Below are 14930 nucleotides of genomic sequence, written 5' to 3'. Positions count from 1 at the left end.
GCGTGCGCCGCTTCCCTTTCTTCGTTTACCTAGCGCTTTCGTTCCAGGCAACCGCCCAGATCGACAGCCTGAAGGCGCTGCTGCGGACTGAACTGCACGACACGGTGCGCATGGAGGCCCTGCGCGACCTCGGCTACTACATCACCGCCAGCTATGACCACCTCGATGAAGGCAAGCGCAACTACCGCGCGTGCATCGCTCTGGCGGAACAGGAGCATAACGCCCATTGGCGGGCCCACTGCACATACGGCCTGGCCATCAACTACGACGTGAGCGGCGAACTGAACAAGGCGCTCGAATTGCTCGACAGCGCTGAAACCATGTTCCGTGCGAACGGCGACCTGGAGTACGTGGGCAATGTGCTGAACGCACGCGGCACAGCGTACTACTACCAGGGCATCACGGACAAGGCGATGGTCCACTTCATGCGTGCGCTGGGGTTCGCCGAGAAGAACAGGCTGCTGCGGTGCGAGTCGCAAGCGCTGAACAACATCGCCATCGTGCATCGTAAAGGCGGTGAGCACCGGGAAGCGTTGGCGATCTATCGACGGTCCATCGCCGTGAAACAGCGACTGGTGGATGAGCGCGGCATGGCCAATACGCTCAGCAACATGGGTGTGGCCTTCGACCGCCTCGACCGTCCTGATAGCGCATTGGCCAGCTTCGAGCAGGCGATCGAGATCTACCGTGAGCTGAAGGACGAATACGAGGTGGGCGCTACGCAGATCGCCATGGCCGAGGTGCATGTGAACCGTGCCGAGCACAGCGAAGCCGCGGCGATGCTTGAAGAAGCGATCACCACCCTCAAGGCAAGCCCCGAGGACCAGTTCAACTACGCGCAAGCGCATTTGCTCATGGGCCGGGCGCTCACCGGGCTTGGTCGCGCGAGCGAAGCGCTCGATCACCTCGCCATCACCGAGGAGCTGATCGCGAACAGCGATCGCGCGGAGATGCGTGCCGAGCTCTATCGCGCGAAGGCCGAAGCCTTGCATGCCACAGGTGCCCACAGCGAAGCCTACGACGCCCTGAAGCGCTCCCATGCCCTCCAGGATTCTATCCAGGGGGAGGAGTCGAAGCGGTCGCTTGAAGAGCTGCGCGCACGCTTCGACACGCAGGAGAAGGAGAAGCGGATCGAGGTGCAGGGTCTCGAGTTGGAGAAGCAGAAGCAAGAGCGCCGCACCTTCCTAGCCATCATGGCCGTGCTGGCGGTGCTGATGGCCGCAGCGATCATCCTCATCATCGGCCGTGTGCGCAGCAACCGGAAGCTGCAAGCACAGAAGCGGATCGTGGAACAGGCGCTAGGAGAGAAGGAGTTGCTGCTGCGCGAGATCCACCACCGGGTGAAGAACAACCTGCAGATGGTGAGCAGTTTGCTCAGCATCCAGGGCCGCGGCATCACCGACGAGAAGGCGAAGGAAGCCGTGAACGACAGCCGTCTGCGCGTGAAGAGCATGGCGCTGATCCATCAGGACCTTTACCGCGAGGGCGACATCACCGGGGTGCGCATGAAGGAGTATGTGGAGAAGCTCGTGATCAGCCTCGTGACCAGTTATGCCATGAGCGAGCGCGTGCGGACCGTGATCGATGTGGAGGATATCGCGCTGGACGTGGATACCGCCGTGCCGATCGGTCTCGTGTTGAACGAATTGGTGACCAACGCGATCAAATACGCATGGCCCGGTCAGCGCAGCGGAACACTGGCCGTGAAGCTGGCGCTCGATGCGGACGCGCTGCACTTGGTGGTGAACGACGATGGCGTGGGCAAGAACGGATCCGCGACCGAAGAGGGAGCGAGCGGCTTCGGGCTGAACATGGTGCGGACCTTCGCCACGAAGCTCAAGGCGGAGTGGGCCTTCAGCAATGGCCAAGGCACCACGGTGGACATGCGGATCAGGAATTTCAAACTTGCGCGCTGAATGGGCCAGGTCCGCATCCTCATCGTCGAAGACGAACCGCTGATCGCGGAGGACCTCCGTGGTCATTTGGATGAGCTCGGCTACGCCGTGGTGGGCCATTGCGACAACGCACTGGATGCGATGGCCGAGATCGCATCGGCCAGGCCGGACCTGCTCCTGCTCGACATCAACCTGGGCGATGGCGCTGACGGAGTGCAGCTCGCGGAGAAGGTGAACGCGAAGCACAAGCTGCCTTTCATCTTCGTGACCAGCCACAGCGACAAGGCCACCGTGGAACGCGTGAAAGCCGTGCGCCCGGCGGGCTTCATCATCAAGCCCTTCGACGAGAACGACCTGCGCACGCAGATCGAGATCGCGCTGGCCCGCTACGCCTCCCAGGTGGAAGCAACGGCGGCGCCCACCGATGCGCAACGCAGCGACTTCGTGATCGCCGACAGCATCTTCATCCGCGACAAAGGCAGATTGGTGAAGGTGTCCATCGACGACATCCACTATGCCGAAGCCGACGACAACTACGTGACGCTGTTCACTCCCGTGAAGAAGTTCGTGATCACCAGCACGCTGGGCGCCGTGGAAGAAAAGCTGAAGAGCCCGCACCACCTGCGGATTCACCGCAGCTACATAGTGGATACGCGCCGGATCACCGCCGTGGAAGAAGGCTACGTGCGCCTCGGCACGCAGAGCCTGCCGGTTGGCAAGACGCATAAGGAAGCGCTGATGGCGCGGATACGGACGCTCTGAGCGTTCACCCAACAGGATCGGCCGTTCACCCGATCAGGCTGTCATTGGCTGGCGCGTGTGCGCATGTTCGTATGCCCAATGCTTATCTCCATGAGCGCTTCGGAATGCATGTCCTCTTTGCGGCCTTCGGCCACTTCGCGGTTTCTCCTCCTTCTCTGCGCCTTGGTGCCTGTGTGGTCAAGCGTTCACGCCCAACCCTCCGATGCCCAGGTCCTCAAGGACATCTCCTGGTCCGGCGTGGTGAAGAAGGAACTGCGCCCCGGCACCATCAAGAAGGTGTGGAGCGACGCCAACAAGCAGTACTACTGGGATCGCGCCTGCGTGGTATGGCGCAACGCGAACATCACTGAGTATCCCAAGGCGCTCATCGAGATCGGCGGCTTCGCGCGCTACAGCTATGTGACGAATACCTACCAGGACTTCCTCACCACCTACAACACCTACACGGGCATTCCGGCGCCGGGCAACGACGAGATCATGGCCATGCTGCGCGCCAACCTGCGCGGTGTGCTGGGCGACTACAAGTTCGAGAACGCCGTGGGCGAACTGCACTACCTGCGCTTTCCGGAGAACAGCGGGCCAACGTGGGACAGCCCCACGCACCTCACCGTTCCGGTGGAAGTCGAATACGAACGAAAGGAAGGACCGACGTGGACGGTGGTGTACGCCGATCGCCTGCGTGTCCACTTCTACCGCGATGCGATCAATGCTCCATGGAAGGAACAGATGGTGAACGAAGAACTCGAGAGCATGCGCGGCGCCCGCAAGGACTATGCGGAATGGGAGCTGAAGAAGATGCCGACGCTGGGCAGCGTGGCGGCGGAACGCAGTGCACAGGCAGCGGCGGCGGCATTGCCCGCGGTGGAAGTCCCGACCTTTGCCACCGACCGCGACGCCATGCAGTACACCGTGGACGTCCTGCGCACGGCCGATGAATCGAAGATCCGCGCATACTTGATGAAGGTCCTCTCCTCGGGCTGGTTCGTTGAGGGCAGCACCACGCAGCTTAGCCCGCAGGCACAGGGATGGATGGAAAGCATCATTCAGGTGTGTTGCAAGAGCCAGATGAACTGGGGCGAGCAATACTGCGCGCGGCCAGCGGAGAAGGAGTACTACAACAACCAGTTCAGCCTATGGAACAAGGTGAGGGACAAGGCCAGCCGCTTCGTGTGGGAGCGCGGCGGCACCACCTGGAAGAACGGACAGCAGGTGGGCGGCAGCTGGAAATTGAACACCATCGAGGTGTACATCCACGTGAACGAGAACGACATCGCGCGCTTGCGCAGCTATGAGCCGGGATTCCTGTGCAAGGAAGAAGGGGGTGAAGGGAAACGCTGAACAACAACGGAACGAAACACCAAGCATCATGAACGCACGCTACGCTACGCTGTTCGCTGCACTATCGACCCTCGCGGTCAATGCGCAGCTCGTCGGCTATTACAACATCGGAGGACCTTTCGCCCACTACGACAACCTCACCGAGGCCTTCGACGACCTCACGGCACAAGGCGCTGATGGCGATATCACCTTCCTGCTGCACCCCGGCACATACACCGGACAGGCGAGCTTGGGTGTGATCCCGGGCAACCCCGGCGTGATCACGGTGAAGAGCTCCACCAACAACGCGGCCGATGCGATCCTGGCCTTCGATGCCGCATTCCCGCTGCCCAACCACATCGTGCGCCTCGATGGGGCCAACAACATCAAGTTCGAGGACGTGACCTTTCACGCCCTCAACGAGGATCGCGCGCGTTGCATCCACTTCACCGGCAATACGGACAACCTGAAGCTCTGGGACTGCGTGTTCATCGGCAGCGCCACCACGAATACGAACAGCTACTCCGAGCGCGTGCTGGTCTGGTGCAACCAGAACGAGCTGAACGTGCCGGACAACCCGGATTACCTCCAGATCCTGAATTGCGAGTTCCGCAACGGATACCAGGCCATTGAGATCGACGCCGAAGGCAATTCCGGTGCGCGCGCGCAGAATCTGTTCATCGCTGACAACGTGCTGGCGGACCAGCTCTCGGGCGGAATCACGGTGAACAGCGGCACGGGCGATATCGCGGGCAACCGGATCATCACCGAGTCGGGGGTCTTCTATGTCGGCATCCGCACCAACTACTTCGACAATGGATCGAAGGTCTATCGCAACGTGATCCAAGCGCACGCCACCACCGGGAGCTGCAATGGCATGGAGATCGGCAACACGCAGAACACCACGGGCAACCAGATCCACAACAACATGATCACCGTGAGCGCGAGCAGCGGCGAATGCTGGGCGTAGGCGTGTACAACCTCTGGGACATGAGCATCATCTGGAACAGCGTGGCCGTGAGCGGCGGCGCGGCCAGCAGCAAGGCCTTCTACCACCTGAGCAATTTCGCCGATGGTCAGAACAGCGTGATCCGGAACAACCTCTTCGTGAACTACACCGATGGCCCTGCGCTGGAGAGCATCCAACCGGGCAACATCGTGACCGAGGACCACAACTGCCTGCATGGCGCTGCCGGCGTCATCGCCACCATCGGCGGCGTCGAATATCCCACGCTCGCTGCGTACCAGAACGCGACAGGCGATGGCGCTGCCGACCTGGACATCGACCCCGCGTTCCCTTTCCTGCCCGACCTCCATGTGAACAGCTGCGCGCTCGACGGCACCGGCGAGTGGTTCCCCATCGGACTGGGCGATATCGACTACGAAGCGCGCGGCAATCCAGTGTGCGATATCGGCGCGGACGAATTCTCCTTCACAGCCGGAACGATCAGCACCTTGCTCACGATCCCTGTGGACGAGCTGCCCTACGTGCTCAACGCTCCTGCGGGATCGGGATACACGTGGAACCAAGGCTCGACTTCGCAGACCATCATGGTGACCACGGCCGGCACGTACAGCTGCCAGTTCACCGACCTCAATGGCTGCACCTATACGGCTCAATGGAACGTGAGCATCGATTTCAACACGGGCATTCAGGTGGCCGATCAAGGCGGCCTGCAGGCATTCCCGAATCCTGCGGCCGAAATGATGATGATCTCCGGCATCGATGGCCGTGAGGCCTATGTCATCCTCGATGCGAACGGCAGATCCGTAGCGCGAGGCTCAGCGGCAGAGGGCCGGGCCATCGATGTGAAGGCGCTCGCACCAGGTCTGCATGTGCTTCGTTTCTCGGATGGTCGCGCCCTGCGGTTCTTGAAGCAATGACCCATGCCAGGCGAAGCGGTGTTCGTGCGTGAGGGCGCGCAGCATGTGCGCCTGCCGGTGAGCGAGATCCTCTTCCTGGAGGCCGACGATAACAGTACCCATGTGCATGCGGTGTCGAAGACCTACACCGTGGGCCGCATGCTGAAGGAGGTGCTGGATGAGTTTCCAACGCACCGCATGGAACGTGTGCACCGCAGCTACGCCGTGAACTTGGACCGTGTGAAGGCGATCAGCGACAACGGCTTGCATGTGGGAGAGCGCTGGCTGCCCATCGGGAGGAGCTTCCGGGGCGTGGTGATGAAGCGGCTGCGGATGCTCTGAGGGCGGTCCCCAGCGTTCACCCATCCCGATCGTCCGTTCACCCGCCGGTGCTGGACAGCCGGGAGGCTATTGCGGCATTTTGCATGGCCATTCAAAGGGCCTATGCGGCGCTTCAGCATCCTCCTCTGCCTCGGACTGGTTCTCGGCCCAGCCTCTACGACCAGCGCCCAGCTCAATGGCAGCTACACCGTAGGCCCTGCCGGCAATTACGCGAACATCGCCGCAGCCATTACCGCCTTGCAGACCAGCGGCGTGAGCGGACCGGTGACCATGAACATCATCAGTGGCAGCTACAGCGGCAATTGGACGATCAATGCCATCGCAGGCACGAGTGCAGTGAATACCGTGACCTTCCGGAGCCAGGCCATGAACGCTGCGGCGGTCACCCTCTCGAACGCGGGCGCCTCGGCGATGCTCACGCTCAGTAATTGCACGTTCGTGCGCCTTCAATACGTGACGGCCACCACCACCAACTATGGCGTGCTGCTCCAGAACGCCGCATCGGACATCACCATCTCCGATTGCACGTTCTCGGCGGGGGCATGGGCTGGGATCAACTCCGCTACGGTGTTCACCGGGTCGCGCATCACGGTGGAGAACAACAGTTTCGTGGGTGGTCAATTCGCGGTCCGGCTGAACAATTCGGGCGTGAGCTATGGCGCCGACATGGTCGTTCGCAACAACACGATCACGGGAGTGACGAGCGACGGCCTCATCGTGGAGCGGGCCGATGGGCTCATTGTCGAGGGCAATACCATCAGCAGCGCTGGGGCAACGACCGCCACCTATGACGACGGCATATTCATACGCAACTGCATCAACGAACTGCTCGTTGCGCGCAACACCGTGAACTGGGGCATCGGCACCAATTGCATCCACCTCAGCCAGCACACCTTGCTACCGGCGCAGCCGCCGGTGATCGAGAACAACATGCTGGTTCTATCCGGGGCGAACGCTGCTGGCTGCGTGCTTTCCGTTGACAATGCGCATGGCACGATCGTCCGCCACAACAGCCTGCGCAGCACCATCGCCCGGCACGCCCTGCAGGTGCAGTTCTGCAACAACGTGATCGCGGCAGGCAACATCCTCCAGACCATGGCGGTGGAATGCCTGATGACGCAGAGCGCCACCTTCAACAGCATCGACCGGAACATCTACTACTGCACGCAGGCGAACGTGATCCGCTGGGCGGTATTCAGCTATTACACTTGGAGCGCTTGGCAGGCACAAGGCTGGGACGCCAGCTCGCTGTTCATCGATCCGCTCTTCGTGAGCGCAACCGATCTGCACCTGCAAGCGGGATCACCAGCTATCTCGCTCGCACCTTCACCTGCGGTCACCGCTGTCGATCGCGACGGTGGTGCGCGTCCGTTGCCCGTGGGCAGCACACCCGACATCGGCGCCCACGAACGGCCCGATGGATGCACCGGCATGAGCGGCACCTATACCATCGGCCCCGGCGTGGGGAATGATTTCGCGAGCTTCAACCATGCCGTGCTGGCCATGAGCAGCTGCACGCTCATCGGACCGGTGCTCTTCCTCGTTCAGAGCGGCACTTACACCGAGCAGGTGAGCGTCCCCCAGATCAGTGGCACATCGGCCACGAACACGATCACCTTCCGCAGCGCGGCACTGGACAGCAGCGCGGTGGTGCTCACCTGGCCTTCGTCGACCACAGGAGCCAACAATTTCACCGTGCGCATGAACGGCGGGGACTTCGTCACCTGGGACCGCATCACCATCGACCGCACGGGCACCAGCAACTATGCGCAGGTGGTGGTGTTCAACAGCACCGCTGGGAGCGCCGGAAGCCAGAACACACGGATCACCCGTTGCCGGTTGCGGGGAACAACAGCGACGGTCACGTTCGGTGAGTTGCTCTACGCCGCAGCGAACGGCAATGAGGACAGTGTGCGTGTGGAGCGCACGCGTTTCGAGAACGGCACCTACGGCTTCCGCTGGGGCACCACCACGGACAATGACCTGCTGCTGGTGCAGGACAACGTGCTCATCGGGCAGTCGGTCTTCGCCCTGGGGCTTACCGTGCGCGACCGCTCGTTCACCCTGCGGCGCAACTCGGTGCAGACCTCCGCATTCGGCTCCAATTGCATCTCCATCGCCGCGTCATACGCAGGGTTCAACGTGCATGACAACCGACTGGAATCCTCATCGGGAACACCCACGGTGATCATCACCACCGTGAACGCATCCGTTGGCGGCGAACCGCGCTTCTATAACAACACCGTCCTGAGCTGGTCCACGGGCATCCAGGTCGCAGGCCCGGTCTCCAACCTGCGCGTGGACCACAACTCCATCTTCGCGAGCACGTACGGCATCCACTTCGTCAGCGGCGTGATCGGCCTTGCCTCCTTCCGCAACAACGCGATCTACTCTGGCAACTACACCGTGTACCGGCAGGTAGCTACCACCACGCTCACCCTCAGCAGCAACAACTTGCTTTTCCGCGGCCTTGCGGGTCCGCTCGCCTTCTGGACAGCCGCGCAAAACACGCTGCCCGCGCTGCAAGCGGCATCGGGCGGTTTCGCCAGCAGCGCGAACGCGGATCCGCGTTACTACGATGCATTCACCAACGATCTGCATGCCTATGCCATGGAGGCGGATATGGCTGCCACCCCCATCGCGTACATCACCACCGACATCGATGGCCAGCCGCGGAGCCTCACCACACCCGACATCGGCGCCGATGAATTCACCCCGCAGCTGTGGGCGGAAGCGTTCAACACCTGTGGGGCCGCCGATGCGATCGCCAGCACGGGCAGCGGCACCGACCAGTGGATCTACAAGGACCGCAAGGTGCTCGCACGCTTCAACGACAATGGCCAGAACCTGGGCACGGTGCAGCTGAACGTGTTCCTGAACAACGGACCCGTGCGCACCAGCGACCTGGGCCAGCACTACCTGGATCGCAACTGGCACCTCGTCACCCAGAACGCGATCGCATCCAGCGCGAGCATCCGCTTGTTCTTCAGCGGGAGCGAGTTCACGCCTTACGCTGCGGCCGATCCGCTGGTGGCAACGCTATCTGATGCAGGTGTCGTTCACTACGCGGGAGTGAACGAGAACTGCCTGGAGACGGACGACCCCGCAGGCCAGCAATGGACCAGCCTCTACCCGATCTCCCACGGCACGGAAGCGCGGATCAACGCGGCGGGCGGAACGAACTACGTGACGCCGAGCATCGGCAACGACGGGGAATTGTACGTGACGGGTCTTGGGCAGGTGCTGCCGGTGGAGCTGCTCGCATTCACCGCAAAGCGCGCGAATGATCGTGAAGTCCAGCTCGACTGGACGACCGCCACCGAGCACGACAACGCCGGCTTCGAGGTGTGGCGCATGATCGAGGGAGAAGAGGACTTCACCCGGGTCGGCTGGGTGAATGGCGCGGGCAACAGCCTGCAGGTCCTCACCTACGCCCGCCTCGACGACAATGCGTCGGCCAAGATCAGCTACTACAAGCTGAAGCAAGTGGACACCGGTGGGCAGTACGAGTGGAGCCTGGCAGTGGCCGTGGAAGGAGCAGGTCATGCGGCGCAGTTCATGGCGCATCCGAATCCAGCGCGCGATGTGATCACGCTCCGCGGGCTTCCGGAGAATACCACGATGATCGCCATGCATGATGCGAGCGGTCGCTTGGTGAAACAGTGGAGCAGCACTGCGATGCTCATGGAGCTTGACGAGTTGGAGCGCGGGGTGTACGTGCTCGTTGCCTCCGATCCCGAAGGCGGCGGGGTCAGCGCACGCGTGGTGCTGGACTAGCTCAACAGGTCGCGGCAGGGCACTTCCCCACAAGACCCGTTCACTGCTGGAATCGACCATTGACAGGATCCGGCTTCCACGGGCTGCTGGAGCGAGTGACGTTTGCGGCGTCAAAAACGGCACCGCGATGAAACATCTCCGCCTGCTTCAGAAATTGGTCCTCTTACCGATGAGCCTGCTCGGCGCCGAACAAGGCAAAGGGCAAGCGCGCACACTCAGTTATCAGTGGCTGAACCAGCCCTGTGCGGAGGTCATCAATTGCGAAGGCGGCTGCTCGGCCTGCAACCTGCCCGCGCCGGGCGACCAGGTGGTCTTCGGCACCAACGCCGCAATGATCGGGGTTGAGGCCTGTCCCTTCCCGGTGTCGGTGGGCGACAATGCCCTGTGGCTGTCAGGCTGGTCCGCTGCGCCCGGCAATGAGCATCGCATCGTCATCAGTGGCATCGCGCAAGTTTCGTTACGGATCGATAGCGTCATCATCGTCCATCGCCGCGAGGCGAATGGCCCGGCACGACTTCTAGCGCGCGTGCATGACCAAGGGGATGGCAGCGGCGGCATGAAGGACGTGTCCACGAACGAGTCCTTCGAGGCCACCGTCATCACGGATGCCGGCGTGGTGGAGAAGTCGGATGCATCAGGCCTTGCGAGCTTCCAGCTGCAGTTGCAGGCGTACGATGGCAGCGACGGTGCATGGGTGCTGGATGAAGTGCGCATCGTTGCCACGGTGATCGAGGATATATCCACTGCGATCATATCGCTTGAAGGACCGCCCACGATGCATGCCTCGAGCACCATCGACCTGCTGGGCCGCGCGGCGCAGGCAACGAAGGGCGACCTGCGCTTCCGCGCGGGCGATACCATGATCGTTCAATGATCGACCACACGAGCAACATTACCATGAGGCACCAGCAGAACAGCCGGACCATGCGCAAGCACGACGAGGCTTTCAGCATCGCAGGCATCGCAGCCTGCCTGATAGCATCGGCTTGTTGCTTCTGCATGGCGCTGAGCACCTTCGCTTGACTCCGCTGCAATGCGCGGTCATGACGCTCCGCGGTTGAGGCGTGATCGGATGCCGATAACGCGGAACGCATGCCTTTCAGGAAGGGTCGCCATCTTGCACCCATGCGCCGTGCGGTGATACCGTCCTTCTTCTTCGCCGCCACGCTGTACGGCCAGGGGCAGCTTCCGCCTCGAATCACCTTCGACCTGATCGGGGTGAACGAAGGCCTGCCGCATGCGCTGGTGGAGTGCTTCTTGGAGGATGACCGCGGGAGCCTATGGGTGGGCATGCAGCAGGGGCTCGCGGTCTACGATGGCAACGACTTCGTCTCCGTGGACATTGAAGCCGATGGTTCGCCCATCGGCGTGCGGAACCTCACCAAGGATGAGCACGGCATCATCTGGGTAGCGGCCGAGCAAGGTCCGGTGCGGGTCGATCCCGTTTCAAGGCGCGCGCAGCTCGTGGCCATTCCTGATTCGCTCAAACAAGGTGTTGAAACCCTCTGGGCGCATGCGGTTCTGGTCACTGGACCGAACGAACTGCTCTTCGGTACGCACGTCGGCACCTTTTTCCTCAACACGGTCACACGCACGTTCAGGGGGCTGAGGCATCCCGATGGAGCGCCGGTGAAGACCTTCTGGAGGGACATGCTGGCTGACAGTGCACGTCATGGCATTTGGATCACCACCCATGACCGCGGGCTGGTGTTCTACCACACGGCCACAGGCCGGCTGTACGAGGGGGAAGGTGATCGCGCCTTCTCACCGTTGATCGCAGAGAAAGCGGTGAGCCTTTGCCACGATGGGGATGGTGGGCTTTGGTGCAGCGATCCGCGCAGCGGTAACATCTGGCATTGGGACGGGACATCGAGCGCGGTGCGCGCTTGGGACCACGTGCCTGGAGCACCTGGGACCAGTTTATCCACGGCGTGGTTCCTTGGCCGCGACCGGAACGGGCGGATCTGGGGAAGCGCATCCAAGCCCGGGGGATTCCGTTTCGATCCGAAAGACGGGTCGGCGGTGGTGTTCGACAGCGAGGATCTTTCGGTCGGGTCGCTGCCCCATGGCATGATCAGGAACCTGTACCACAGCGCCAGCGGCGAAGTATGGCTGGCGAACTTGTTGGGCATCGCCATACATGATCCAGCGCAGCCGCAACTGCGGTTCTTCGATGTGCTGAGCGGTGGTCGTTCCGGCCGCATCTGGTCCATGGAGTTCAGCGGCGACAGCTTGCTCTGGTGCGCCATGGGCGAGGAGGGGCTCGCGCGGATCGACCTTTCCACTGGGGCGGTCACCCGGATCCCTCTGGTCGGTCGTACGGACAAGCACCCGGTCATTTGGGATGTGCTCCCGCGAGGAGATGCCGTGATCGTGGCGAGCGATGGCGACGTTTGGTCGATCGATGCGAGGACCACGCAAGCGATGCGGATCGACGTGCGCGACACGACGGGCGCTGCGATACCGAGCGGCCGCACATGGTTGTCCCATGATGCGGACGGCACGTTCTGGAAGGGGGTGAACCTCTTCACCATGGTGAACTTCGATCCGCGCACGGGTCGCGGTCGCGTTCACCGACCCGATAGCCTGACACCGGGCGGCATGCGGTTCGACAATGTCTATGGCGCCGTGAGCGCGAAGGACGGAAGCCTTTGGTCCTGCGGCAATCTTCGCGGACTTATGCGGTTCGATCGTAAAAGCGGGCACTGGACGGACCTTTTCGCCGATGTCCGCGAGCATCGGCTGCGTGTGGGCAGGCTCGTCGGCATCACGGCATCATCGGACAGCGTCCTTTGGCTCGCTTCCGATGGTGCGGGACTGGTCCGGTACGATATCCCTGCTGGTGCATACACGCACTACGATCATCGCCACGGCATCACCGAGTCGGGCTTGGTCGCGGTGGCGGTGGATGCGCGCAAGCGCATTTGGACCGTTTCGGACGAACGGTTGTTCTGTTTCGATCCGATCAAGGAGCGGGCCGTGGTGGTCGGTCCGCGCGGCACCGGCAATGAAGTAGCGTCCAAGTGGACCCTGGGCACCTCGGCAGGTGGCCTGCTCGCGTACAATGTGGGTCGCTCTGTAGCGGTCTTCGATGCCAACCCGGTGGGGAACCTCCGGACGCCGCCTGCGCCGATACTCGCGCAGCTATTGGTGGACGGTTCTCCGATGGCGCTGACCGGCGAGGACAGCCTGGTCATGCGCTACGATAACGAGCAGCTCGAGGTGCACTTCGGTGCGGTACTGCCCCCGGGTTGGATCCTCGCCTACGCCATGCGGGAGCCGGGAGGGTCGTGGGTCGAATACAAGGAAGGCCGCATCAACCTGCGAGGACTGCAACCAGGAGAGCACACCTTCCAGTTCCGGCTCGTGAACCTGGCGGGTGAACCTGGCCCCCCCACCACGTTGAACGTGATGATCCCTCCACCATGGTACCAGACGCTGGCGGCCCGCATCCTTTTCGCCGTGCTGCTGGCCATGGGCATCGTACTGGTGTTCCGGGCACGCCTCAACTGGATCCGCAAGCGCGAGCGCGCGCAGGAGGAACAAGCGCGCCAGGTGAACGAGCTGAAGCTGCAGGCGCTTCGCGCGCAGATGGACCCGCACTTCGTCTTCAACTGCCTCAACAGCATTGATAGCTTCATCATCGCCAATGACCGCGAGCAGGCCTCCCATTACCTGGGCCGCTTCGCCAAGCTCATCCGACTTATCCTGCAGCACAGCGATAGCACGCGAGTGCCCTTGGAGCGCGAGGTGGAGATGCTGCGCTACTACCTCGAGCTCGAGGCGTTGCGGTTCAAGACACCGTTCACCTTCGAGGTGATAGTGGATGAAGAGCTGGAAGGCGAACCGGTGGAGCTGCCCACCATGCTGGTCCAGCCGTACATCGAGAACGCCATCTGGCATGGGCTGCGGCACAAGGAATCCGCGGGCCATCTTTCCGTGATCTTCGACCTGCGCGACGATCATCTGGAATGCGTGGTGGAGGACAATGGCATAGGGCGCGAGGCTTCTCGCAGGATCAACGCGCAGCGCAGCGGAATACACAAGAGCATGGGCATGCGCGTCAGCGCGGACCGATTGCGGATCTATGGCGAACTGGAACGCGGTGCGTCACGGGTGATGGTGGAGGACCTGAAGGATCCGCAGGGGAGCGCGACCGGGACACGCGTGATCATCAACTTTCCGCTGATGGGGAAGGAAACCGAACAATGAACTTGGCCGCATGATACGCGCACTCATCATCGACGACGAGAAACCTGCACGCGACAAGCTGCTCATGCTCGTTCAGCAGCACTTCGCCGATCGCATCACCGTGCTGGCCCAGTGCGAGGATGGCGAGGATGCCGTGAAGGCCATCGCGGCGCATCGGCCGGACCTGCTCTTCCTGGACGTGGAAATGCCGAAGCTCAGCGGCTTCGACGTGCTTCGGAAGTCCGATCTGGAGGGCATCGACGTGATCTTCACCACGGCCTACGACCACTATGCCATCAAGGCCATCAAGTTCGCGGCGGTGGACTACTTGCTGAAGCCGATCGACATCGACCAGCTGCGCGAGGCCTTGGATCGGGTGCAAGCCAAGCACGGCCTCAGCGGCGGGGCTGAACGCATGCAGCGCATGCTGGAGGACGTGAAGAGCGGCATAACGCCGGACCGCCTCAGCGTGCCTACCCTCCACGGTTTCGAGCTCGTGAAAGTGGCCGAGATCGTCTGGTGCGAAGCAGTGAACTACTACACGGTCCTGCACATGACCGGAGGTCAGCAGATCGCCATCACTCGCAGCCTGAAGGAGGTCGAAGAGACCCTGGAAGGCCCCGACTTCATCCGCATCCACCGGAGCCACACCATCAACCTGAAGCATCTGACCAAGTACATCAAGGGCAGCGGCGGGCAGGTGGTGATGAGCGACGGCAAGACCCTGGACGTGGCGCGCCTGCGCAAGGATGACCTGCTGGCCCGCATCGGGAACCGGTAGGG

Annotated in this window: 11 protein-coding genes; all 11 read left to right on the top strand. The window is 62.2% G+C overall.

The genetic code is table 11. From position 1 onward, the window contains the following. Positions 1 to 2 precede the first annotated feature (2 nt). The 11 genes from IPK70_15885 (at position 3) to IPK70_15835 (ending at position 14928) form a co-directional block, all read left to right on the top strand. Positions 3 to 1916 (top strand): tetratricopeptide repeat protein, encoded by a 1914-nt coding sequence (locus IPK70_15885; GenBank protein ID MBK8228642.1) that lies wholly within the window; start codon positions 3 to 5, stop codon positions 1914 to 1916. Further along, positions 1917 to 2657, top strand: coding sequence for a response regulator (locus IPK70_15880; protein MBK8228641.1), 741 nt, complete (start codon positions 1917 to 1919; stop codon positions 2655 to 2657). It begins immediately after the preceding gene. A gap of 90 nt (positions 2658 to 2747) precedes the next feature. Continuing rightward, on the top strand, positions 2748 to 3995 hold the full coding sequence (locus IPK70_15875) for a hypothetical protein (protein ID MBK8228640.1): 1248 nt from the start codon (positions 2748 to 2750) through the stop codon (positions 3993 to 3995). A gap of 28 nt (positions 3996 to 4023) precedes the next feature. After that, positions 4024 to 4944: a hypothetical protein gene (locus IPK70_15870; protein ID MBK8228639.1), complete on the top strand. Its 921-nt coding sequence runs from the start codon at positions 4024 to 4026 to the stop codon at positions 4942 to 4944. 20 nt (positions 4945 to 4964) lie between these two features. Further along, positions 4965 to 5858, top strand: a complete 894-nt coding sequence (locus tag IPK70_15865) for a T9SS type A sorting domain-containing protein (protein ID MBK8228638.1) — start codon at positions 4965 to 4967, stop codon at positions 5856 to 5858. 3 nt (positions 5859 to 5861) lie between these two features. After that, positions 5862 to 6179, top strand: coding sequence for a LytTR family transcriptional regulator (locus IPK70_15860; GenBank protein ID MBK8228637.1), 318 nt, complete (start codon positions 5862 to 5864; stop codon positions 6177 to 6179). Positions 6180 to 6281: 102 nt separating this feature from the next. Next, positions 6282 to 9956 (top strand): right-handed parallel beta-helix repeat-containing protein, encoded by a 3675-nt coding sequence (locus IPK70_15855; protein MBK8228636.1) that lies wholly within the window; start codon positions 6282 to 6284, stop codon positions 9954 to 9956. Positions 9957 to 10083: 127 nt separating this feature from the next. Beyond that, positions 10084 to 10830, top strand: a complete 747-nt coding sequence (locus IPK70_15850; GenBank protein ID MBK8228635.1) for a hypothetical protein — start codon at positions 10084 to 10086, stop codon at positions 10828 to 10830. After that, a complete protein-coding gene (locus IPK70_15845) occupies positions 10827 to 10979 on the top strand; it encodes a hypothetical protein (GenBank protein ID MBK8228634.1) in 153 nt (50 codons plus the stop codon). The genes IPK70_15850 and IPK70_15845 overlap by 4 nt, the downstream gene beginning before the upstream one ends. Positions 10980 to 11081: 102 nt before the next feature. Then, positions 11082 to 14168 (top strand): histidine kinase, encoded by a 3087-nt coding sequence (locus IPK70_15840; protein MBK8228633.1) that lies wholly within the window; start codon positions 11082 to 11084, stop codon positions 14166 to 14168. A 10-nt stretch (positions 14169 to 14178) separates the two neighbouring features. Next, complete coding sequence (locus IPK70_15835) at positions 14179 to 14928, top strand: response regulator transcription factor (GenBank protein MBK8228632.1); 750 nt, start codon at positions 14179 to 14181, stop codon at positions 14926 to 14928. Positions 14929 to 14930: the final 2 nt, after the last annotated feature.

Source organism: Flavobacteriales bacterium (assembly GCA_016712535.1).
Lineage (GTDB): Bacteria > Bacteroidota > Bacteroidia > Flavobacteriales_F > PHOS-HE28 > PHOS-HE28.
This window is presented reverse-complemented; position numbering and strand designations above follow the sequence as displayed.